At 59.4% G+C, this 21,658-nt stretch carries 18 protein-coding genes and 1 tRNA gene; 10 read left to right on the top strand and 9 right to left on the bottom strand.

Annotated features, from left to right (window positions below; translation table 11 throughout):
* Nucleotides 1-480 precede the first annotated feature (480 nt).
* A complete protein-coding gene (locus B3R00_RS15930) occupies nt 481-1,944 on the bottom strand; it encodes a sensor histidine kinase (RefSeq protein WP_286999825.1) in 1,464 nt (487 codons plus the stop codon).
* The gene (locus tag B3R00_RS15925) at nt 1,941-2,612 is read right to left on the bottom strand and encodes a response regulator (protein ID WP_286999824.1); all 672 of its coding nucleotides are present in this window, start codon (nt 2,610-2,612) and stop codon (nt 1,941-1,943) included. The genes B3R00_RS15930 and B3R00_RS15925 overlap by 4 nt, the downstream gene beginning before the upstream one ends.
* 129 nt (nt 2,613-2,741) lie before the next feature.
* On the opposite strand from B3R00_RS15925, the gene B3R00_RS15920 reads away from it, so the two are divergent.
* The gene (locus B3R00_RS15920) at nt 2,742-4,544 is read left to right on the top strand and encodes a phosphoethanolamine transferase (protein ID WP_286999823.1); all 1,803 of its coding nucleotides are present in this window, start codon (nt 2,742-2,744) and stop codon (nt 4,542-4,544) included.
* Nucleotides 4,545-4,837: 293 nt separating this feature from the next.
* On the opposite strand, the gene B3R00_RS15915 is transcribed toward B3R00_RS15920, so the two are convergent.
* The 3 genes from B3R00_RS15915 to B3R00_RS15905 all read right to left on the bottom strand — a co-directional run bounded on the left by B3R00_RS15915 (nt 4,838) and on the right by B3R00_RS15905 (nt 8,225).
* A tRNA-Val gene (locus B3R00_RS15915) sits at nt 4,838-4,914 on the bottom strand.
* A 61-nt stretch (nt 4,915-4,975) separates the two neighbouring features.
* On the bottom strand, nt 4,976-7,150 hold the full coding sequence (locus B3R00_RS15910) for a RelA/SpoT family protein (RefSeq protein WP_286999822.1): 2,175 nt from the start codon (nt 7,148-7,150) through the stop codon (nt 4,976-4,978).
* Between the two features lie 157 nt (nt 7,151-7,307).
* Nucleotides 7,308-8,225: an alpha/beta fold hydrolase gene (locus B3R00_RS15905; protein WP_286999821.1), complete on the bottom strand. Its 918-nt coding sequence runs from the start codon at nt 8,223-8,225 to the stop codon at nt 7,308-7,310.
* A 75-nt stretch (nt 8,226-8,300) separates the two neighbouring features.
* On the opposite strand from B3R00_RS15905, the gene B3R00_RS15900 reads away from it, so the two are divergent.
* Nucleotides 8,301-9,083 (top strand): 3-hydroxybutyrate dehydrogenase, encoded by a 783-nt coding sequence (locus B3R00_RS15900; RefSeq protein ID WP_286999820.1) that lies wholly within the window; start codon nt 8,301-8,303, stop codon nt 9,081-9,083.
* Nucleotides 9,084-9,172: 89 nt separating this feature from the next.
* Here B3R00_RS15900 and B3R00_RS15895 read toward each other — a convergent pair whose 3' ends face one another.
* Complete coding sequence (locus B3R00_RS15895) at nt 9,173-9,892, bottom strand: SIMPL domain-containing protein (protein WP_286999819.1); 720 nt, start codon at nt 9,890-9,892, stop codon at nt 9,173-9,175.
* A 236-nt stretch (nt 9,893-10,128) separates the two neighbouring features.
* Here B3R00_RS15895 and ompR point away from each other — a divergent pair, with 236 nt between their 5' ends.
* Nucleotides 10,129-10,863 (top strand): two-component system response regulator OmpR, encoded by a 735-nt coding sequence (gene ompR / locus B3R00_RS15890; RefSeq protein WP_284213839.1) that lies wholly within the window; start codon nt 10,129-10,131, stop codon nt 10,861-10,863.
* Nucleotides 10,864-10,919: 56 nt separating this feature from the next.
* Nucleotides 10,920-12,392, top strand: a complete 1,473-nt coding sequence (locus B3R00_RS15885) for a sensor histidine kinase (protein ID WP_286999818.1) — start codon at nt 10,920-10,922, stop codon at nt 12,390-12,392.
* 143 nt (nt 12,393-12,535) lie between these two features.
* Here the strand turns inward: B3R00_RS15885 and ispF are convergent, their stop codons facing one another.
* Together ispF and ispD are read right to left on the bottom strand one after the other, a co-directional pair.
* Nucleotides 12,536-13,021 (bottom strand): 2-C-methyl-D-erythritol 2,4-cyclodiphosphate synthase, encoded by a 486-nt coding sequence (gene ispF / locus B3R00_RS15880; RefSeq protein ID WP_286999817.1) that lies wholly within the window; start codon nt 13,019-13,021, stop codon nt 12,536-12,538.
* Between the two features lie 61 nt (nt 13,022-13,082).
* Complete coding sequence (ispD, locus tag B3R00_RS15875; protein ID WP_286999816.1) at nt 13,083-13,901, bottom strand: 2-C-methyl-D-erythritol 4-phosphate cytidylyltransferase; 819 nt, start codon at nt 13,899-13,901, stop codon at nt 13,083-13,085.
* A gap of 199 nt (nt 13,902-14,100) precedes the next feature.
* Between ispD and mfd the strand changes: the two genes are divergently transcribed.
* From mfd to B3R00_RS15850, 5 genes are all read left to right on the top strand, one after another.
* Nucleotides 14,101-17,574 (top strand): transcription-repair coupling factor, encoded by a 3,474-nt coding sequence (mfd, locus tag B3R00_RS15870; RefSeq protein WP_286999815.1) that lies wholly within the window; start codon nt 14,101-14,103, stop codon nt 17,572-17,574.
* Between the two features lie 144 nt (nt 17,575-17,718).
* Nucleotides 17,719-18,384 (top strand): hypothetical protein, encoded by a 666-nt coding sequence (locus B3R00_RS15865; protein ID WP_286999814.1) that lies wholly within the window; start codon nt 17,719-17,721, stop codon nt 18,382-18,384.
* A gap of 99 nt (nt 18,385-18,483) precedes the next feature.
* Nucleotides 18,484-18,639 carry a hypothetical protein gene (locus B3R00_RS15860; protein ID WP_286999813.1) on the top strand — a complete coding sequence of 52 codons (156 nt, stop codon included), beginning with the start codon at nt 18,484-18,486 and terminating at the stop codon, nt 18,637-18,639.
* Nucleotides 18,640-18,750: 111 nt separating this feature from the next.
* Nucleotides 18,751-19,461, top strand: coding sequence for a phosphoserine phosphatase SerB (gene serB, locus B3R00_RS15855; protein ID WP_286999812.1), 711 nt, complete (start codon nt 18,751-18,753; stop codon nt 19,459-19,461).
* A gap of 366 nt (nt 19,462-19,827) precedes the next feature.
* On the top strand, nt 19,828-20,313 hold the full coding sequence (locus B3R00_RS15850) for an ABC transporter substrate-binding protein (RefSeq protein ID WP_284213847.1): 486 nt from the start codon (nt 19,828-19,830) through the stop codon (nt 20,311-20,313).
* A 100-nt stretch (nt 20,314-20,413) separates the two neighbouring features.
* Here the strand turns inward: B3R00_RS15850 and B3R00_RS15845 are convergent, their stop codons facing one another.
* Nucleotides 20,414-20,629, bottom strand: coding sequence for a DUF3820 family protein (locus B3R00_RS15845; protein WP_286999885.1), 216 nt, complete (start codon nt 20,627-20,629; stop codon nt 20,414-20,416).
* A 177-nt stretch (nt 20,630-20,806) separates the two neighbouring features.
* On the opposite strand from B3R00_RS15845, the gene B3R00_RS15840 reads away from it, so the two are divergent.
* Nucleotides 20,807-21,592: a MetQ/NlpA family ABC transporter substrate-binding protein gene (locus B3R00_RS15840; protein ID WP_286999811.1), complete on the top strand. Its 786-nt coding sequence runs from the start codon at nt 20,807-20,809 to the stop codon at nt 21,590-21,592.
* The last annotated feature ends 66 nt before the right edge of the window (nt 21,593-21,658 follow it).

The following is a 21,658-nucleotide window of genomic DNA, read 5'->3' as shown; positions in this document are numbered from 1 at the left end:
CTTATCCAGCATTGCATTTCAGCACTTTTCATACTTTCTCACAAGTGTGGAGATAGACAAGCCATCTATCTGGCGCACAGACAAGTAAGTGCTGTGTGTGCCATCCGCGCACAAGCGCGAGCCTTAGAAGGTCAGAAGTTCTCACCATGGCTTTGCGTGGCACAAACATCTGGCACTTCCTCAAGCACTTACGCCCAGTATTGCAACGCAGGCCGCAGCACACATTGTGAAGGGGGCGAGCAGCTACCACCGACGGCCTATTTGATGAACCCAGCTTGCGCCATGCACAGCCAATCAGGCATGCATGTGACCCAACCACATCCACCATCGCCAGCGGGTTTGCCAATAGCACGCCTGCCTAGAAATGGCGGAAATTGGGGGCGTGCTGCAGCGGTTTCAGGGCATATGCAGAACTTTTCGAGACTGAACTACATACCTGCCCACACAAGATCAGCCTTGGCCTTGGCCTTGATCTTCTATTTATGCGCTCCCCGCATCATTCAGTGCATGCGCGGCAGCAACGGCCTGCGTAAAGTGCAGCGCCACCTCCAAGCCCTGCGCCATGCCTGCCGGGGGGGAAGTAAACACCAGCTCCGCGCCATGCTTTTCCGCGATGGTTGTCACAATCGACATTCCCAAGCCATAGCCAATATGCTGCCTGTCCATGCGCACATGCCGCTGCTGAATCATTTGAATTTGCGCCGGTGTTAAACCCGCGCCACTGTCACGCACTATCACAGCGGCATCTGGCTCGGCCTGCACCTCCAGAACCACCGCGCCTGTGCTGTGGCGCAAGGCGTTATCAATCAAGTTGCGCAGCACAATCGCCAAGCTATCGATATCGCCCCATACCCATACAGCATCGTGCGCAAGGGGCGTGATGCAATCCAAGCGCTTTTGGGCATGGCTTTGCTGCCAGAACTCCTGCGCAACCTGCTCCGCCAATTGCACCAAGTTCACCTGGGCGAAATGCGCCTGATCGCCGCCTTCTGCGCGCGAAAGTTGCAACAAGCGTTCTGTGCGATGGCTCAAAACTTCCAGCGAATGCAAAGCGGCCCGCACTTCTTCCAAAGGTACCGCCAAAGCTTGCGAGCCAGACCGTTGCGCAGCACCTTGCATTGCTTTGTCGACCGCGGTCTGCAGGCGTAAGCGCACTTCTGCCAGCGGCGTGCGCAACTCATGGGCCGCATTGGCAGCCAGCGAACGCTCCACCTTCAAGGCTTCACTCAGGCGCTCCAGCAGCTGATTCACGTCTTCGCCCACCGTGCGCAGCTCCAGCGGCATTCCTCCCACAGACAGCGGTTGCAAGTTACTGCCGCTGCGCGCCGCAATCTGTCGTTGCAGCACGCCGACAGAACGCAGCTCTCGGCGCGCCACCGTCGTGACCAGCCAGGTCATCACTGGCAGCATCACCAGCAGCACCAGGCTTAACCCAATGACCGTGCGTTGGCTGGCCTCCTTGCGCTCCTCCAAAGGGTCAGCCAGCTGCAGCCATACGCCGTACTCTGCGTCGTACAGGCTAAATACGCGGAAGTCTTGGGCGTCAAAAAACCCCGGGTGCAGCGGCACCGCAAAAGGTGATGCAGGCGTTGCCTTGGTACGCACCAGCACCTGCCCTGTGCTGCTGCGCAACTGCAGCAAAAGTGGCTCCGAATGGTTGGAGCCGGGCAGCTCCCCCATCACCTGGGGATCACCTGCAGCTACTTCCGCCAACGCAGCCTGAATGCTCAAATGAGGCCGGGTAATTTGCAGCTCTAAAAGTGCTGGATACAGCTGACGATGTGCACTCTCCACCAGTTCCACATCAAAATTTTCTTGAATCTGGCTGTCCACAAACCACGCCACCAAGGCGGTGCTCAGCAGCCAAATCGCGAGTACAGAGATGGTGAGCGCGCGCCCCAGACGTCGCACCAAACTTTGTTGCGTCAGCGCAGTACTTTTCATCGAGCGACCAAACGATAGCCTGTGCCGCGCACTGTCTCAATCAAGGAGCTGCCCAGTTTGCGCCGCAAACGGCTGATGAACACTTCCAGCGTATTGCTGTCGCTGCTGTCGTCCCACTGGTACAGCGCTTCTTGCAGGCGCTCTCGGGTGAAAACCTGCTCGGGGCGGCTCGCCAAAACACGCAACAAGGCCCACTCTTTGGGTGTCAGCACCACAGGCACCAGGTCTTTGCGCACAGATTCTCGGGCCAGATCAATCGCAACAGCGCCACTTCGCAAGACCGAGCTGATTTGCGCGCCGCGACGCCGCTCTATCGCCCGCAGGCGCGCCAGCAACTCTTCGGGGTCGTAGGGTTTGACCAAGTAGTCATCTGCGCCGGCATCCAAGCCGCGGATGCGGTCACTGACCTGATCGCGCGCTGTGACCACAATCACCGTGGGGCGCTCATCTGCATTCAATATGCTGCTATTCAAATGAGGTAACAACCCGAGGCCTTCGCCATCGGGCAAATTCAAATCCAAAAGCACGGCCGCGTAATGCATGGTGGCCACAAACGCTCGCGCTTGCTGCAAGTTCTCTGCCCAGTCGACGCTGAACTGTTTGCTTTTAAGATAGCCCAGCACCGCTTGGCCTAATGACTGATCATCCTCTACCAAGAGAATTCGCAACTTGGGTCTCCTTGGACTTTAACCATTGGAGCTGGCAGTGTAGAGCGCCCCAGCACCAGCCTCCAAGCTGAACAGAAGCTGAACACTACCTTCAGGGGATATTCAGTCACGCTTTCTACAGTGCAACCCATGATTGAGTTGCACACTTCTTCCCCGCTGTCTCCTGATACGCAGCCTGCTGCACGCAGACCACAGCGCTTCGCCCCATACCCGGTCTCTGCACGCTGGATGGCCCTTGTCTTGGCGCTTTGGTGCACGCTGGGCCTGAACCAAGCGTGGTGGCGCAAGCTGTCTGCACTCGCCAGCGAGCAAAGCTTAAGCAACTGGGAAATGGTATTGACAGCGCTCGTGCTGACCAGTGCCACCTATTTGTGGTTCATGCTGCTGTCTTGGCCCAAGCTGCGCCGTATTGGTTGGAGCATCACGCTTATCACCGCAGCATCTGCACAATATTTCATGCTGAACTACGGAATCGTGATGGACAGCAGCATGGTTCGCAACACGCTGCAAACGAATACCAGCGAAGGTCTTGCACTCATCACCAGCGGTTTGCTTTTGCATGTGCTGCTGTACGCCGGACTGCCTATTGCCGTGCTTTATGCCGGCATTCAGCTCAAGCCCACCCAATGGCGCAAAGACGTATGGCGCTCTGCGTTGCTGGTCACCGCCAGCTTGTCCATGATGATTGGTGGCGGCCTACTGCTTTACAAGCCGATGGCACCTTTAGTGCGTAATCACACAGAAATTCGCTATCTGATCAACCCGCTTGCCAGCATTGTTTCTTTCAGCAGTGTCACGCTCAAGCCTTTGTTCAAGCGTGAACTTACCTTCCAACACATCAGCGGTGACGCGAAACTTGGCAGCAGTTACCAAGGTGGCGGCTTTGCCGCAACGTCAACGCAAAGCCAGGCCAACAAACCGCCGCTGTTGATCTTGATTGTGGGAGAGACCACCCGTGCCGACCACTTTGGTCTCAATGGCTACCCACGCAATACCACCCCAGAGATGGAAGCACGCCACGTCATCAACTGGCGCAATGTGCAATCCTGCGGCACCAATACTTTGGCGTCTGTGCCTTGCATGTTTTCGCACCTCGGGAAGCAAGATTTTGAGTCTCGCAAGTTTGAATACGAGAACTTGCTGGATGTTTTGCACGCAGCAGGCCTGAATGTGGATTGGCTCGATAACCAGGCGGGCTGTAAAGGCGTATGCAACCGCATTTCTCACGCGCAAACCGACCAGGTGGCCAGCCCCAGCGCCATCCATCGCTGGTGCAAAGATAGCGAATGCCTGGATCAGTTGATGGTGGAACTGCTGGACGACAGACTGCGCATCGTTACCAGCGACGGCAACAACCAAGGCACAGTGCTGGTGTTACACCAGATGGGTAGTCATGGCCCCGCCTATTACCGCCGCTCTTCTGCACCCAGCAAGCACTTCCAGCCAGAATGCACCACGCATGTCACCTCTGACTGCAGCCGCAGTCAACTGGTCAACGTCTATGACAACAGCATGGTGGAAACCGACCTATTCGTTGCACGAACCATCGACTGGCTTAAAAACCAGCAAGACAAATACGACACCGGCCTGATTTACCTGTCTGACCACGGCGAATCTTTGGGCGAAAACGGTTTGTATTTGCACGGTCTGCCTTATGTGATTGCGCCCGATGCGCAAAAGCATGTGCCTTGGGTCATTTGGCCTGGGTCTTTGCTGGCTCGCACCCAGGTCAACGAAGCTTGCGTGCGTCAAAACACGGACCAGGCACTGACCCACGACAACTTCTATCACACAGTCATGGGGCTGCTTGATGTGCACAGCAGCAGCTACAACAGCGCGCTCGATGTGCTGCAAAGCTGCAGAACACCGAATGCCAACTTACAAGCCCATGACCAATCAGCGGGGCATCGCAAACCATCCAGCACGTCCTGAAACAAGCAGGTATCCCCGAGGCAGCGAAGAAGCGAAGAGGTGCTGGCGAGCACCTCGCTTCATATCCGCATAAGCCACCCACGCTTTGGCTGTTAAAAATGGGGATGGATTGAAACTGTCATGGCGTTGCTTCAGCACACTCATCAGGCGCCTGCAAGCAACACGTAAAAAGCTTGCACCGCAATGTCCAGAGTGAAATAAAAAAACCTCTGCAACATACGATGTGCAGAGGTTTTAGACAGATCTAAAACACCAACGAAAAAGCCCAGTTCAAAGAACTGGGCTTTTGTATTTGGTAGGCGCGATTGGATTCGAACCAACGACCCCCACCATGTCAAGGTGGTGCTCTAACCAACTGAGCTACGCGCCTGAAAAATCAGAAGCATCGATTGTAGCATTAGTTTTTACTTGGATGAGGAAAACTTCAACAATCAACGTCTGCGCGCAGAGCGCACGCCTGCCACGCCAGCCACAATGCCTAAAACTTTGTTCAGGCGACCGGAGTCCGAAACTTCCACGGTGAATGTCATCCAGGCAGTCCCCTTGACGGACTGCGTTTGCACGCCGATAACATTGGTTTTTTCTTTGGCAAACACGTCCGAAATATCACGCAGCAGCCCTTGCCTGTCAGTCGCTTCGACCGATACATCCACGGGGTACACCGCCGATAGTTTCTCCGCCTTGGGCACCCCCCAGGTCACATCAATCACACGCTCTTGATTGCGGGCGGCCATTTCGCGGAAATTGCTGCAGTCAGAGCGATGCACGCTCACGCCTTTGCCGCGCGTCACAAAACCACCGATGTCGTCCGGCGGCGCTGGCTTGCAGCACTTGGCAAGCTGGGTCATCAACGAGTCAATCCCCACCACCAGGACGCCGCCCTTGCTGGCAGCATTGTTGGCACGCGGTTTGCGCACCATGGACTGGATGTCTTCTTCGGCTTCAGCAGGCTCTGCCGGACGCAGCAACACTTCAATGTTGCGCAGCGAATACTCATCCTTGCCCACCACTTCAAACAGCGCATCTGCGGATTTAAAGCCTAACTGCACAGCTAAATCATCCAGCTTGATGGCAGTTTTGCCTTCACGCTGCAACAGTTTTTCGACCGCCTCTCGCCCGCGCATCACCGTTTCGTTCATCGCCTGGGCATTGAACCAAGCGCGCACCTTGGCTTTGGCGCGGTTGCTGATCAGATAACCCAACTCTGGATTTAACCAATCCCGGGAAGGGCGACCTTCTTTGACGGTGGTGATTTCAACGGTCTGCCCACTTTGCAGCGGCGTATTCAATGGCACCATGTTGCCATCTACGCGCGCACCTCGGCAGCGGTGGCCCAAATTGGTATGCACCGAGTACGCGAAGTCCACCGGGGTGGCGCCTTGCGGCAACTCAATCACTGCCGCATCGGGCGTCAGCACATAAATACGGTCATCAAACAAGCCGCGGTGCGATGGGTTCTCCGACAAATCCTTGCCCCACGCCAGCAACTGGCGCAGCACCGCAATCTTGGAGTCGTACTCCCCCGAGGCACTGACACCGGCATAGCCCTTGGTGCCAGCTTCTTTGTAAGCCCAGTGCGCTGCAACACCATTTTCAGCATGGTCATGCATGGCTTGCGTACGAATCTGGATTTCAATCGCCCGCCCCTGATCGTCGCGCACCACGGTGTGCAACGACTGATAGCCATTCGGCTTGGGCTTGGCAATGTAGTCGTCAAACTCGGACTCAATCGGCGCAAAGTTTTCATGCACCCAGGACAAGGCTGTGTAGCAATCCTTCACGTTCGGCACCACTACACGCAATGCACGAATATCAAACAGCTGATCAAAATTGAGCGATTTACCGCGCATTTTTTTCACAATGCTGTAGATATGCTTGGGGCGGCCCGATACCGTGGCACTGATGCTGTAGGCGCGCAAACCTGATTCCAGACGTGCACGCAATTGCTCCATATAGACTTCGCGCTCCGCACGCTTTTCATCGAGCAGCTTGGCGATGTTGCGGTAAGTATCGGGCTCTAAGAAGCGGAAAGATAAATCCTCCAGCTCCCATTTGATTTGCCAAATCCCCAGCCGATTGGCCAGCGGCGCAAATACATGCAGGGCTTCATAAGCCAAGCTTGGAGAAACAGGCCGTTTGGTTGCGGCATACCAGCGCAGTGTTTGCAGGCGCGATGCCAAACGCAGCAGCACCACCCGCACATCGCGCGAAAATCCCAGCAGCATCTTGCGCACGGTCTCCGTTTGCGTGGCCGGGTCGTCCACGCGCACGCTGGCATCTGCGCTGCGCGTCTGCTGCTGAAAATGCATGAGCTTGGTGGTTTCCACTGCCAACTCGGCAAAGTTGGGGCCAAACGCTTTGGTCAGCACTTCCAAGGGTTTGTTCAAGTGCATGCTGGCGTACACCAAGTAGCACGCTGCCTGCATGGCTTCAGAGCCACCAATGCCGTGCAAGATAGCCGCAGTGGCATCTGCGTGGGCCAAGGTGTTTTCACCTGAAGAAAGCTCTTCACCCACCAGCAAGGGCTCAGCAAATGCGCGCGCGCGGCGCAAGGCATCCACCTGATCGGGAATATTGCCCGCTGTGGCCGCCAGCAAATGGGGCATTCCCGTGGTGCCACCTGCCGTTCTCAACCCTGAGGGCACAGCGCCGTCTTCACCAGTTGTTGGGGGTAAGGATGTCACACTGCGCATACAAGCCCCCATGCACAAGCTTGCTGCCAAGCAGCGCTTGGCTTACGCAACAGGGTCTTTTGTTTTTTTTTCATTCATCACCCAACAAGAAATTCCGTGCGATGGCCACTTGGTCATCCGCAACAAAAGTGGGGGCATGTCCCACACCTTCAAGGTCCACCCATTGTGCAAGAGGTCCACGCTGCTGCATGGCTCGTGCTGTGTTTTGTGTAATCAAATCTGACTGCGCCCCACGGACAAGCAAAGTTTGGGCCCGAATCGTGTCATACAGCGACCACAAAACCTCCGCTCCGCGCGCCGATTGCTCCTGCGTCATGCTCTGCATCGGCAGGGCAATCGCGGGGTCATAGTGCAGCCGCAAGCCACCGCCTTGGGCCGGGCGCACCATAGGCTTGCTTAGCGCGAGCCACGCTTGGGCGCTATGTGGGCCAAACCCTGCCGACAATACCTGCAAGGCGTCGGCAGCTTGTTGCAGTGTCTCAAAGTGCGCGGGCTTTCCCACATATGCCGCAATGCGCTGCAAGGCCGGCCACTCCAGCGCAGGCCCCACGTCATTGAGCAGCAGCTTGCGCACCGGCACTGGAAGGGGCAGCGCTGGGTTGCCTGCAACTGCCATGCCAATCAAACCGCCCATGCTGGTGCCCACCCAGTCCAGGGCTTGAATGGGAGCGGCTTGGTGCACTTGGTGCAACAGCGCCACCATATCCGACGTGTACTGCGGCACCCCGTAGTGCATAGGTTCGGCCAGCCAATCGCTGTAACCGCGCCCCGCCACATCAGGGCAAATCACGCGGGCATGCGCACTCAATGCTTGGGCCAGCACGTCAAAATCTCGCCCCTGCCGCGTCAGTCCATGCACACACACCATCACATGCGGATGCCAAGGGTTGCCGGTTTGGTTCCACTCCCAGTAAGCCATGCGATGTACTGCGCCACCATTCAGGGCTGCTCCCGGGCACGTTACGTAGTTCAGCGTAGGTTCAATCATGGGTGCGCAACCTCATCTTCGCGTTTGATAATCGACCAATTCCATCCTAATTCATATTTCAGCGGAGGCATTCAGATGCTCAAGGGCAAAACAGCATTAGTTACCGGCTCCACCAGTGGTATTGGCCTCGGCATTGCCCAAGCCTTGGCTGCGCAAGGGGCGAACATTTTGCTCAACGGCTTTGGTGATAGCGAAGCCGCCAAAGCCCAGGTAGCCGCAGCCGGCCAAGCCCACGGCATTTCCGTGGACTACCACGGCGCAGACATGAGTCAACCTGCAGAGATTGAAGCCATGATGGCGTTTGGGGCACAGCGTTTTGGGCGCCTCGATATCGTGGTGAACAACGCGGGGATTCAGCACGTTGCCTCGGTGGAAGACTTTCCCGTTGAGAAATGGGACGCCATCTTGGCCATCAACCTCTCCAGCGCCTTCCACACCACCCGCTTGGCACTGCCTGCCATGCAGCAAGCCAACTGGGGCCGCATCATCAATGTGGCATCCGTGCATGGTTTGGTAGGCTCGGTCCAAAAGTCGGCCTATGTAGCGGCCAAGCACGGGATTGTGGGCCTCACCAAGGTCACCGCCCTCGAAAACGCCACCACAGGCGTTACCTGCAACGCGATCTGCCCCGGCTGGGTACTCACGCCACTGGTACAAAAGCAAGTGGATGCCAGGGCAGCGGCGCAAAACATCAGCACCGAAGCCGCCACCAAACAGCTGCTGGGCGAAAAAGAACCTTCAATGCAATTCACCACCCCCCAAGAGCTGGGCGAGTTGGCGGTGTTCTTTTGCTCTGCTGCCGCCAACAATGTGCGCGGCGTGGCATGGAATATGGACGGTGGCTGGGCTGCACAATAAACACTGGCGCCATCGCAGCAAAAAGCCTCTGAAAATTTCAGAGGCTTTTTGCCTTCTAGCGCAATACCAGCAAGCACTGGCAGCTAGCTTTATTGAAGTTGCACAGAGCCTGAGACATTCACCGTCACCTGCTCTTTACCCGCCTCGACGGGCACGGGGTCGGCCATTTCCATTTTGGCCGTGGCAGCCATCGCCACATTGGCACGCTGCTGCATGCGGGGTGCATAAAAACCGTCTTGGCTGTTCACACTCACTTCACGCAAGGTATAGCTGTGAAAGCCGAACTGCTTGGCCAGCGTACTGGCACGCTGCTTAAAACTCTCAATCGCCTGGCTTTGCGCCTGCTCCTGCACTTTTTCACGCCCTTCGCGCGACAGGCCAAAGCCCATGCTGGACACCGTCATGTCTTTGACCTGCGCAGCCGCTTCGCTGATGCGTGCGAAATCTTTGCCCTCCACCACCATCTCTGCACGGCCTTGCCAGCCTTTGATCTTGCCGTCATTGCCGTGGCGGGGGTACACCCCAAAACTGCCGCTGCGTACCTGCATGGCCTGACCGCTGGCTTGGGGCTTCAAACTACGCATGGCAGCATCCACCACTTGCTGCAGCTGCTTTTGCACCGCCGCCGCATCATTGCCATCGCGCGTAGCCGACAGGTTCATCTGCAACCAATCTTGGCTGACCTCTACCTGGCCCGATGCCGAAAGCTGCACCACATTGCGCAGCACCTCAGGCGCTTGGGCATAGGCCGTACCCACACTGGCCACAGCCCCCGCCACCAAGCCCCCCACAACCAAGGAATGACGCAAAAAATGTGCGCTCTTGCGGTGAAATTGCATCTCAAAGCCCCTTTCTCGGTATAACGCGCTCAAATACTTACAGAAACCACGCAAAGCATGCCAGACGAGACCCACATAGCCTGCCAGACATTCCCCTCTTTTTGGCAAGACATGTAACACTGTGTCAAACCTGCGCTAAATCGGGAATTTTTGGCGCCAAGCTGGTCAGAATCGGCTCTGTTACAAATTGGACAAGGGGTGAATCCATGGTCACAACCAACAACAATCGCACCGACAAGATCTTGGTCGTCGATGACGACGCACGTATTCGCGACTTGCTGCGCCGCTACCTGACCCAGGAAGGCTTCGAGGTCATGATTGCCGAGGATGGCAAGGCGCTCAATCGCATCTTGCTGCGCGAAACCGTCGATCTGATCGTGCTGGATTTGATGATGCCCGGCGAAGATGGCTTGTCCATTTGCCGCCGTCTGCGCTCTGCCAATGACCGCACGCCCATCATCATGCTCACCGCCAAGGGCGAAGACGTAGACCGCATCGTGGGCCTGGAAGTGGGCGCCGACGACTACCTGGGCAAGCCCTTCAACCCCCGTGAACTGCTGGCACGCATCCACGCCGTGTTGCGCCGCCGCCCACCGGTTGAAGCCCCTGGCGCACCTTCGGGCGACAACGAAACCGTCACCTTTGGCCCCTTCACTTTCGATCTGGGCACCCGTGTGCTGCAAAAGAGCGGCGAAGAGCTGCCCCTGACCACCGGCGAATTCGCCATGCTCAAAGCCTTGGTGCGCCACCCCCGTCAGCCGCTGTCGCGCGAAAAACTCGCCCTGCTGGCCCGTGGCCGCGAGTTTGAGCCGTTTGACCGCAGTCTGGACGTGCAAGTCTCGCGTCTGCGCAAGCTGATCGAAGAAGACGCGGCTGCGCCCCGTTACATTCAAACCGTGTGGGGGGTGGGCTACGTGTTCGTTCCCGATGGCACCAATTAAGCGCCCCACGCGCCTTCTCCCCTCTCAGGCAAAGGCGCCTTGCGCGCCGTTTTTTCATGTCACGCCCTTCCCTGTTTGCTGGGGGCCACAAGGCCGCCGGCACCCCTGACGACACAGGTGCACGCTCGCGCGTGGGCCTGAATCTTTTTTGGCGCACCTTTTTCCTGCTGGCACTGCTGTTGCTGGGCAGCATTTTGGCGTGGCTGCAAACCCTCAGAGCGCTGGAGTTTGACCCCCGCACGCTGCAGACTGCACAGCAAATCGCCTCCTTGGTCAACCTCAGCCGTGCAGCACTGCAGCACTCGGACGCCATCGCCCGCGTCTCGCTGATCAAGACCATGGCCGATCAGGAAGGCGTGCGCATTCAGCCGCGGGAGCCCGGCGACACCTTTGAAGTGCTGCCGCCCACCGAGCTCAATCTGCGCCTGGAAGAGCTGCTGACATCGCGCCTGGGGCCAGACACCATCTTGGCGCGCAAAGTCAACGGTGAGGAAGGCCTGTGGGTGAGCTTCACCATCGACGAAGACCCCAACTGGCTGCTGCTGGACCAGTCCCGCTACGTCACGGCCAGCGGCCGCACGTGGCTGATTTGGCTCAGCACCGCCGGGCTGCTGTCCCTGGCCGGTGCCGCTGTCATCGCGCGCCTGATCAACCGGCCCCTCAAGCAGCTGAGTTACGCCGCCAACCGGGTGCGCGATGGTGACTTTGCCGCCAGCCAGCTCGATGAAGAAGCCGTGACCAGCGAAATCCGCGAAGTGAACATCGGCTTTAACCGCATGGCCCAAAAACTGGCCAAGCTGGAGCAAGAGCGCGCCGTGATGCTGGCCGGTATCTCGCACGACCTGCGCACCCCGCTGGCGCGCCTGCGGCTGGAGACCGAGATGAGCGTGCAAGACGACGTGGCACGCGGTCACATGGTGGCCGACATCGTGCAGCTGGATGCCACCATTGACAAATTCCTCGACTACGCACGCCCCGATCACGTCACGCTCACCGTGGTGAACCTGCACGCGGTGGTGGCCTCCTGCGTGTACGCCGTACAAAACCACCGCGAGCTGCAAATCACCATGTCCATCCCGGACGACATCTACGTGATGGCCGACGAGGTGGAGCTGGCGCGCGTCATCTCCAACTTGCTGGAAAACGCCCGCCGCTACGGCAAAACCGTGGACACCGACACCGCCTATGTCGACATCACCATCAAAACCCGTGAAAACTGGGTGCTGATGCGCCTGCGCGACCACGGCCCGGGTGTGCCACCCGAGCAACTGCCGCAGCTGATTCAGCCCTTCTTCCGTGGGGACTCTGCCCGCACGGCCGCTGCAGGCGCAGGGCTGGGGCTGTCGATTGTGGACAAAACCGTGCAGCGCATGGGCGGCATCTTCTCCATCACCAACGCGAATGCGGGCGGCCTGGCCTCCAACATCCAGCTCAAGCGTGTGACGGAAGTGCCTGATGGGCAAGACCCCAAGCACCGCCTGCAGCGCCCCCAGGTCAAACGGCAATTGCCGCCCAATGCAGCGGGGTAAATTCGCCAAAGACATTGCAGGCTGCACGCCCAAAAAAAAGCCCTGAGACTAAGGCCTCAGGGCTTTTTCATTAAGGCATCCATTAGGCATCAAAAATGGGTCTAGCGCTTATGCAGCAAGCGCTGACAGCTCCTATTGTTGATTTACGAGCCCTGCTTGTAAATCAACGCCGCGGCATTCGCCTCCATCGCCAGCAGCTCGCCGACCGGACCCATTTTCTCGGCGGTTTTGGCTTTGACATTCACCTGATCCTCAGCGATGCCCAGCGCCTGCGCAATGCGCTGCCGCATGGCAGGAATGTGGGGGGCCAACTTGGGCTTTTGCGCAATCACGGTGCTGTCAATGTTGCCAATTTCCCAGCCCTTTGCGCGCACACGGCGCGTGGCTTCTTGCAGCAGCACCCAAGAGTCTGCGCCCTTGAATTCAACCGCAGTGTCGGGAAAGTGGCGGCCAATGTCGCCTAACCCCGCTGCGCCCAAAATGGCGTCGGTGATGGCATGCAGCAGCACGTCGGCATCGGAATGGCCCAGCAGCCCTTTGTCGTGGGGAATCTCGACCCCACCAATGATGAGCTTGCGGCCCTCCACCAACGCGTGGGTATCCCAGCCTTCACCAATACGAAAATTCATAGCTATTCACGCTTATCCCTTACGGGCTAGCGACCAATTTGGTTATTAATTCACAGCGCCGTCAGAAAAACGGATTGCCAGTGGGTGCAGGACTGGAGCGCTTGCCTTTGAAGCGCTCCAGCGTCGCGCTGCCGCCGCGCTGGGCAATCACCGCCTCGGCAAGGGCGAAGTCGTCGGGGTAGGTGACTTTAAAGTTTTGCGCGCCGCCAGGCACCAGCTTGGGCCGGTGGCCCATGGCCTCCATGGCGCTGGCCTCATCGGTGGCGGCTACGCCCAGGCGACTCAAGGCATCCAGCAGCACGCCCAGGCGGAACATCTGCGGCGTTTGCGCCAGCCATTTGTCACTGCGGTCTACCGTGGCCGCCACGCGCACCCCGCTGGGGCCGGTGACGGCGGTTTTCAACGTGTCAGGCAACTTGTGCGCCAGCAGGCCGCCTACGCTGTCGCCCTCACACTGGTCCATCAGCTGGTTAATCTGGGTGGTGGTGACCAGGCACCGCGCCGCATCGTGCACCAGCACCCAGTCGTGCTGCGCCGCACCCCGTGCCAGCAAGGCTTTCAAGCCGCCGATCACCGTGTCAGCACGCGTTGCCCCCCCGCAAGGCAGATGAAACCATGCAGGGCTGGCGTAAGCATCCAGAAACTGATCGTGGGGTGCCACTGCCACCAGCGTGCCCGCCAAGCGTTGCACGCCCGCAAACGCGGCCAAGGTGTGCAACACCAAGGGCTGCCCCGCTACCAGTTGGTACTGCTTGGGCAGATCGGGCGTGGGCGCTCCGGGGGCGATGGCGCGCGCGCCCACACCGGCGCACGGAATCAGCCCCCAGAAACGACCCTGCGGGGAACCAGGCGCTTTCGCGGCAGCAAACATATCTGTCATGCGCAGCATTCTAGAATCGCCTGCTTGCCAGCCACGGCTGCACGCTGCATTTCCCGCAGGTTCGCGGGATGCGCGCCCACTATCCGGCATCGCTCAGGAAATGGCGTGCCTGTCGGCCATGGCACAGCATGGCTGCGTGCCGTACATATTGGCGCTTTTTTGCAGGCATTGCGCCTGCCGCATCAGGATTTCTGGCCCCATGGATTTGCCCAAACTCTCGCCCGGTAAACGTTTTTCTTGGCCCACGCCCGTAGGCAGCGCCGATGCCCTGCTGTTGGCACGCCTGGCTGCGCGCGAGAAATCGGCGGGCCGCATCACCGCCATCGTCACCGCTGACGCCAGCGATGCCCAGCGCCTGATCGATGAGATGGCCTTTTTTGCGCCCCAGTTGCGCACGGCCTTGTTCCCCGACTGGGAAACGCTGCCCTACGACACGTTCTCGCCGCACCAGGACCTGATCAGCGAGCGCCTGGCCACGCTGTGGCGCATTCGCCAGCGCGACCACGCCCACGGGGCCGATGTGGTGCTGGTGCCCGCCACCACGGCCCTGTACCGGCTGGCGCCACCATCGTTCCTGGCTGGCTATACCTTCGAGTTCAAGCAAGGCCAAAAGCTGGACGAAGCCAAGCTCAAGGCCCAGCTGACGCTGGCGGGCTACCAGCATGTCTCCCAGGTGGTGAGTCATGGCGAATACGCCGTGCGCGGCGGGCTGATTGACCTGTTTCCGATGGGCTCGGACGTGCCCTACCGCGTGGACCTGTTTGACGACGAGATCGACTCCATCCGCGTGTTTGACCCGGACAGCCAGCGCAGCCTGGACACTGTCAAGGAAGTGCGCCTGCTGCCCGGGCGCGAATTCCCCATGGACGAAGACGCGCGCGCCAAATTTCGCAGCCGCTGGCGCGAATTGCTCGAAGGCGACCCCACGCGCAGCCGCATCTACAAAGACATGGGCGCGGGCGTGGCCACCGCTGGTATTGAGTACTACCTGCCGCTGTTCTTTGACGACACCGCCACCGTCTTTGACTATTTGGGAGACGACGCCATGCTGGTGCTGCACGGCGATCTGGAGCCAGCCTTTCACCGCTTTTGGCAAGACACCAAGGAACGCTACCGCCTGGTGCAAGGCGACCCCGAGCGCCCCGCGCTGCCGCCCGAGTCGCTGTTTTTGAGCGCCGACCAATTCTACGCCAGCGCCAAACCCTACCCACAACTGGCCCTGCGCCCCGGCGTGGACGATGTGGCAGACAGCGCCATCTTCCAAAAGTTGCCCGACCTGTCGGTGGTGCGCGGCGCCGATGACCCGCTGCAGCGCCTGCAGCAGCACGTGCAAAGCGCCCAACGCCGCGTGCTGATCTTGGCCGAAAGCGATGGCCGCCGCGAAAGCCTGCTGGACTTTTTGCGCTCTTCACAACTGAGCCCACCGGCGTTTGACTCGTTGTTTGAGTTCCAAAGCAAAGCCCACGAACCACTGGGTATTGCCACCTCCAACCTGATGCGTGGTTTTGCGTGGATCGAGGCGGGCATTGACTTTGTCACCGAGACGGAGCTATTTGCCACCACGGGCACCACGCGCCGCCGCAAGAAGCAGGAGCAGGTCAGCGATGTGGATGCGCTGATCAAGGACCTGTCTGAACTGAAGGTGGGCGACCCAGTCGTGCACAGCCAGCACGGCATTGGGCGCTACCACGGCCTGATCAACATGGATGTGGGCCAGAAAAACGAAGACGGCACACCCGCGCTGCAGGAGTTCCTGCATTTGGAATACGCCAAAGATGCCGTGCTGTATGTGCCCGTCAGCCAGTTGCACCACATCAGCCGATACACCGGAGTCACGCCCGAATCTGCCCCGCTGCACAGCTTGGGCAGCGGCCAGTGGGAAAAGGCCAAGCGCAAGGCAGCCGAGCAGGTGCGCGATGCCGCTGCCGAGCTGCTGAACATCTACGCGCGCCGCGCCGCGCGCCAGGGCCACGCCTTCCGCCTGAGCGCGCAAGACTACGAAGTCTTTGCCAACGACTTCGGCTTTGAAGAAACCGCCGACCAGAAGGCCGCCATCCATGCCGTAATCCACGACATGGTCAGCCCCCAGCCTATGGACCGTCTGGTCTGCGGCGATGTGGGCTTTGGCAAGACCGAAGTCGCCCTGCGCGCGGCCTTTGTGGCCGCCATGGGTGGCAAGCAGGTCGCCTTTTTGGCCCCCACCACCTTGCTGGCCGAGCAGCACTACCAGACGCTGGTCGACCGTTTTGCCAAGTGGCCCGTGCGGATTGCGGAAGTCTCGCGCTTTCGCACCACCAAAGAGGTCAATGCAGCGCTGCAGGGCCTGGGCGAAGGCTCGGTGGACATCGTGGTGGGCACGCACAAGCTGCTGTCCAGCTCGGTCAAGTTCAAGGACCTGGGCCTGCTCATCATCGACGAGGAGCACCGCTTTGGCGTGCGCCACAAGGAGGCCATGAAGGCCATGCGTGCCGAGGTGGACGTACTGACGCTGACCGCCACCCCCATCCCGCGCACCATGGGCATGGCGCTGGAGGGGCTGCGGGATTTATCGGTGATCGCGACCGCGCCGCAACGGCGTCTTGCTATCAAAACATTTGTGCGCTCGGAAAGCCAAGGGGTGATCCGCGAGGCGGTATTGCGTGAACTCAAGCGCGGCGGCCAGGTCTATTTTCTGCACAACGAGGTAGAGACCATCGAGAACCGCCGCCAGGCCCTGGAAGCCATCCTGCCCGAGGCGCGCATCGCCGTGGCCCACGGCCAGATGCCCGAGCGCGAGCTGGAAAAGGTGATGCGCGACTTTGTGGCGCAGCGCTTCAACATCTTGCTGTGCTCCACCATCATTGAGACGGGCATTGACGTTCCCTCAGCCAACACCATCGTCATCAGCCGTGCCGACAAGTTCGGCCTGGCGCAGCTGCACCAGCTGCGCGGCCGCGTGGGCCGCAGCCACCACCAAGCGTATGCCTATTTGATGGTGCCCGACATTGAAAGCCTGACCAAGCAGGCCCAGCAGCGCCTGGACGCCATCCAGCAAATGGAGGAATTGGGCAGCGGCTTCTATCTGGCCATGCACGACCTGGAAATCCGCGGTGCGGGTGAGGTGCTGGGCGAGAACCAGAGCGGCAACATGATGGAAATCGGCTTTCAGCTCTACAACGAGATGCTGGCCGAGGCTGTGCGCAGCCTCAAAGCGGGCAAGGAGCCCGACCTGCTGTCGCCCATGGCAGCCACCACCGAGATCAACCTGCACGCCCCGGCCCTGCTGCCCAACGACTACTGCGGCGACGTACACCTGCGCCTGTCGTTCTACAAAAAGCTGGCCACGGCCAAAACCACCGACCAGATCGACAACCTGCTGGAAGAAATTGTGGACCGCTTTGGCAAGCTGCCCGCACAGGCCCAGACCTTGATCGACACCCACCGCCTGCGCGTGCTGTGCGAGCCCTATGGCGTGGTCAAGGTGGATGCGGCACCGGGGGTGATCAACATCACCTTCAAGCCCAACCCGCCGGTCGAGCCCATGCAGATCATCAGTCTGATTCAGAAGAACAAGCACATCAAGCTGGCAGGCAACGACAAGCTGCGCATTGAGCGCGAGCTGCCCGACCCCAAGGCCCGCGCCCAGATGGTGCGCGACATCTTGCGCAGCTTGGGCACGCCCAGCAAGGCTTAAGCATGGTTGCGCGCACTGCCAATGCCCGCCCTGCGAGCAGGAGAGGTGCGAAGTAGGCGCAGCAAGCGGCAGGCTTGATACAGCTCAAGCCCACCCCGCGCCAGCGGGCGCGCTCAGTGGGCAGCCAGCGCGCACAATTGCCGCATGCTGGATGCATCTCTCCTTCTCGTCGCCCTGGTGGCTGCCTTGGCCCTGCGCCCCTGGCAATTGCTGCGCAACCGCAAAGCGCTGGTCACCCAAGACCATGGTGACAGCAGCCCGCTGTGGACCCCGCTATTGACAACCGTGGTGGTCTTGCCATGGCTGTGGGCACTGCCCACGCTGCACCAGATGCCGCTGCAGCTGCAGCTGCAATGGTCGGGCGCTTGTTTGGTCATGATGTGCCTGGGCTGGCCGCTGGCCGTGCCCGCGCTGTGCGTGGTCGGTGCGACGGCCTGTGTGCTCTCCCCGGGTTTGGGCGCTGAAGAAGCGCTGCGCCTGACCGTATGGCACGGCATCGTGCCTGCCACATTCGCCATGCTCTGGGGCGCATTGCTGCGCCGCTGGCTGGGCACCAAGGTGTTTGTCTATATTTTTGGCCGCGGCTTTGTGGGCACGGTGCTGAGCTTGTTTGCGGCCGGCATGCTCTCTGCGGCCTTGGGACATGAGCTGCCCGGTGTGAATGAAGACCTCTCGACCATCGCCCGCTGGCTCATGGCATGGGGAGATGCGGTGGTCACCGGCATGATGTGTGCGGTATTTGTGGCCTACAAGCCTGAATGGCTGGCGACGTGGTCAGACGACTTGTATTTATATGGAAAAAAGGGATGAACCCTTTGCCAGACATACGCCAGCAGCTACCAATTCTGAAGGACCTGCTGGCGCCCGCCAATACCCCTGCCGACATCGTCAGCCAAGCTGAATGCTGCCGTGCACCAAGCCCTGCAAGGCGATATTCAGGCCAAGCTGGCCAGCAGCGGTATGGAGCCTGCGCCCTCCACGCCCGATGCCTTGAAAGCCACCATCGCTGCAGACATTGCCTTGCACGCCGAATTGGTCAAAGCCGCGGGCATCCAGCCCCAGTAATGACCGATTGCACCTCGCAGTCGTGCGAGAACCGCGATAATCTCCCGCAGCCCCGGCCGCCGCCTTCGGTGCCGGGGCTGCTTTGCAACCCCCTTGTCGCTATCCGAGTCCATGCCTGCCACCGAATTCGCCCCCGGTCTAACCATCCAGAACACCACCGCCCCGCAAAAGCTCAGCGACTACAAATTGATGGCTTTTGACATGGACTCCACGCTCATCACCATCGAGTGCATTGACGAGATTGCTGATGTGACGGGCAAAAAGGCCGAAGTGGCCGCGATTACCGAAGCCACCATGCGCGGTGAAATCACCGACTTCAAAGACAGCCTGCGCCAGCGCGTTGGCAAACTGGTGGGCGTGACCGAAGCCGACATGTCCCGCGTGCTGGCCGAGCGCCTGCGCCTGACGCCCGGGGCCGAAAAACTGGTCAAAACCGCACAAGCCGCAGGCCTGAAGGTGCTGCTGGTGTCGGGTGGCTTTACCTACTTTGCAGAACATGTGCGCGGCCTGCTGGGCATCGACTTTGTGCGCGCCAACGTGCTGGAGATGCAAGACGGCGTAGTGACCGGCGGCCTGGTCGAGCAGACATGGGGCGATATTTGTGATGGCGCCGAAAAGCGCCGCACGCTGCTGGAAGTGGCCAGCCTGCTGGGTATTGCACCATCGCAATGCATTGCCGTGGGTGATGGCAGCAACGACATTCCCATGATGCAAGCCGCTGGCCTGTCGGTGGCCTACCACGCCAAGCCCCGCGTGCGCGCAGAGGCCAACATCTGCATCAATGAAGGGGGGCTGGACCGCCTGCTGGAAATTCTGCAATAGCCAGCCATCCACCACCGTCCATCGCTGCAGCCCCCGGCTGCATACCGCACGCATCAGAAAAAGTAGCTGCTTGCGCTGACTGCAAAAGACTTTGAGATAGATAACTATCCAAAAACCTTTGTATTCAAGCGCTTGCAGCTATTTTTTTATCCAACCCCGTGCCAAGGCCTTAGAATTTATCGCGCACACCCATAACGCAATATTCCAAGGTGTGCGCTCTGCAGGCACCGCCGCATTCCCGATCAACGGGAACTTGTGGCTTGAAATCTGCCTCTCATCCCCCATGTACTACCCAACAGCACGCACTGCTGCGTGCTGCGGTTCTTACATGACCCTTCAATTGAAATCCTTTATTCAGGAACCTCAGTGAAAACATCTTTTCGCACCACCGCTTCTGTGATCGCCGTAACTGTTGCTGCTTTGGCTGCCCCTTCGCTGGCCCACGCTAAGCGCATGGGTGGTGGCAAGTCGGTGCGCCCCGCTGCCATCAACAAAGCCCCCGCCAAGCCTGCAACCCCCGCAGCGCCTACGGCAGCAGCAACACCCGCTCCAGCCGCACCTGCAGCCGCTGCAGCACCTGCTGCTGCACCCGTGGCAGCCGCACGTCCTGCAGGCTCAGGCCTGATGGGCACCATGGCCGCTACCGCTGCGGGCGCCGTCGTAGGCACCGTGGCTGGCAACGCCATCGCTGGCGCTTTCAGCGGTGACGATGCTGCAGCCAAAGCAGACGCCGCAGCTAAGGCCAAGGCCGCTGAAGAAGCCAAGGCCGCCGAAGCCGAAGCTGCTGCGCTGCAAAAGAAGCTGGACGAAGCCAAGGCCAAGGCCGAAGCAGCACGCGCTGCCGCCATGTAATTCACACGGCACGCGCTGGCATCCAACGCCCCACAGGTTTGCGCCGTGGGGCGTTTTGCACTACCGCCCCGGCACAGCCCCAGCGCCAGCCACGTTCGCGCTAACGCTGCATGCGCAAAGGCGCCAGCAAGTCTTTGAGGCCGTTGTGATCCAACTCATGCATCAGCTGCAGCAGCTGGCCGATCTCCCCAGCGGGGAAGCCCTCACGCGCAAACCACGCCAGATAGTTACCGGGCAAATCACAGATCAGCATGTCTTTGTGTTTGCCAAACGGCATGCGGGTGCGCACCAGCTTTTCCAAGTCTTCAGGCTGCACAGACACTCCAAAACGCAATAAATTGCATAAAAACCACTTTCTTTATAACCAAATTAGGAAAAGTTACTTAGCGGACTGCAGCACCAAGATTACACTTGCCCCACACCCTGAAGCCGCAATCGGTGCGCACAGGGCTGAGACAACACAGCACTGAACTGTTATTTGAACGGAATCAATATGTTGAAGAAGACCCTGACCGCCGTAGCCATTGCCACTTTGGCTTTGTCCGCCCAAGCCGCCGACGTTCTGAAAGTGGCTGCCACTGCCGTGCCCCACGCAGAAATCCTGAACTTCATCAAGCCCCAGCTCAAGGCGGACGGCATTGAGTTGCAAGTCAAGGAATTCAGCGACTACGTGCAGCCCAACGCCGCCGTGGAAGACAAGCAACTGGACGCCAACTTCTTCCAGCACCAACCGTACCTGGACAGCTACAACAAAGACCGCAAGACCAGCTTGGTGCAAGTGCCCAACGGCAAGGTGCACGTAGAACCCTTTGGTGCCTACTCCAAGAAAGTCAAAAACGTGGCTGAACTCAAGAGCGGCGCCACAGTGGCCATCCCCAACGACCCCTCCAACGGTGGGCGCGCCCTGCTGCTGTTGGCCAAGCAAGGTCTGATTGAGCTCAAAGACCCCAGCAACCTGACCGCTACTGCGCTGGACGTGGTCAAGAACCCCAAGAAGCTGAAGTTCAAGGAACTGGAAGCGCCTTTGCTGCCCCGCGCCCTGGCCGACGTGGACCTGGCGCTGATCAACACCAACTACGCAATTGAAGCCAAGCTCAATCCCACCAAGGATGCGCTGTTCATCGAAGGTGCAGATTCGCCCTACACCAACATCGTGGCCGCTCGCAAGGATCGCGCTGATGACGCTGACATTGCCAAACTGATGAAGGCTCTGCATTCGCCAGAGACCAAAAAGTTCATCATCGAAAAGTACAAGGGCGCTGTCGTTCCAGCCTTCTAATGCGTCATCGCCAACGCGATGCATCACGGGTGCTGCGCCAGCACGGCACCCCACAAAAAAGCGCTA

The organism is Comamonas sp. UBA7840, assembly GCF_002501455.1.
Taxonomy (GTDB): domain Bacteria; phylum Pseudomonadota; class Gammaproteobacteria; order Burkholderiales; family Burkholderiaceae_C; genus Comamonas; species Comamonas jiangduensis.
The sequence above is the reverse complement of the archived record's forward strand: the minus strand, read 5'-3'. Positions and strand labels throughout refer to the sequence as shown.

Bases quoted from the DNA above. Each gene is read 5' to 3' on its own strand.
- B3R00_RS15930 (WP_286999825.1), bottom strand. From the start codon at position 1,944: ATGAAAAGTACTGCGCTGACGCAACAAAGTTTGGTGCGACGTCTGGGG.
- B3R00_RS15920 (WP_286999823.1), top strand. From the start codon at position 2,742: ATGATTGAGTTGCACACTTCTTCCCCGCTGTCTCCTGATACGCAGCCT.
- B3R00_RS15910 (WP_286999822.1), bottom strand. From the start codon at position 7,150: ATGCCCCATTTGCTGGCGGCCACAGCGGGCAATATTCCCGATCAGGTG.
- B3R00_RS15905 (WP_286999821.1), bottom strand. From the start codon at position 8,225: ATGATTGAACCTACGCTGAACTACGTAACGTGCCCGGGAGCAGCCCTG.
- B3R00_RS15900 (WP_286999820.1), top strand. From the start codon at position 8,301: ATGCTCAAGGGCAAAACAGCATTAGTTACCGGCTCCACCAGTGGTATT.
- ompR (WP_284213839.1), top strand. From the start codon at position 10,129: ATGGTCACAACCAACAACAATCGCACCGACAAGATCTTGGTCGTCGAT.
- B3R00_RS15885 (WP_286999818.1), top strand. From the start codon at position 10,920: ATGTCACGCCCTTCCCTGTTTGCTGGGGGCCACAAGGCCGCCGGCACC.
- ispF (WP_286999817.1), bottom strand. From the start codon at position 13,021: ATGAATTTTCGTATTGGTGAAGGCTGGGATACCCACGCGTTGGTGGAG.
- ispD (WP_286999816.1), bottom strand. From the start codon at position 13,901: ATGACAGATATGTTTGCTGCCGCGAAAGCGCCTGGTTCCCCGCAGGGT.
- mfd (WP_286999815.1), top strand. From the start codon at position 14,101: ATGGATTTGCCCAAACTCTCGCCCGGTAAACGTTTTTCTTGGCCCACG.
- B3R00_RS15865 (WP_286999814.1), top strand. From the start codon at position 17,719: ATGCTGGATGCATCTCTCCTTCTCGTCGCCCTGGTGGCTGCCTTGGCC.
- serB (WP_286999812.1), top strand. From the start codon at position 18,751: ATGCCTGCCACCGAATTCGCCCCCGGTCTAACCATCCAGAACACCACC.
- B3R00_RS15840 (WP_286999811.1), top strand. From the start codon at position 20,807: ATGTTGAAGAAGACCCTGACCGCCGTAGCCATTGCCACTTTGGCTTTG.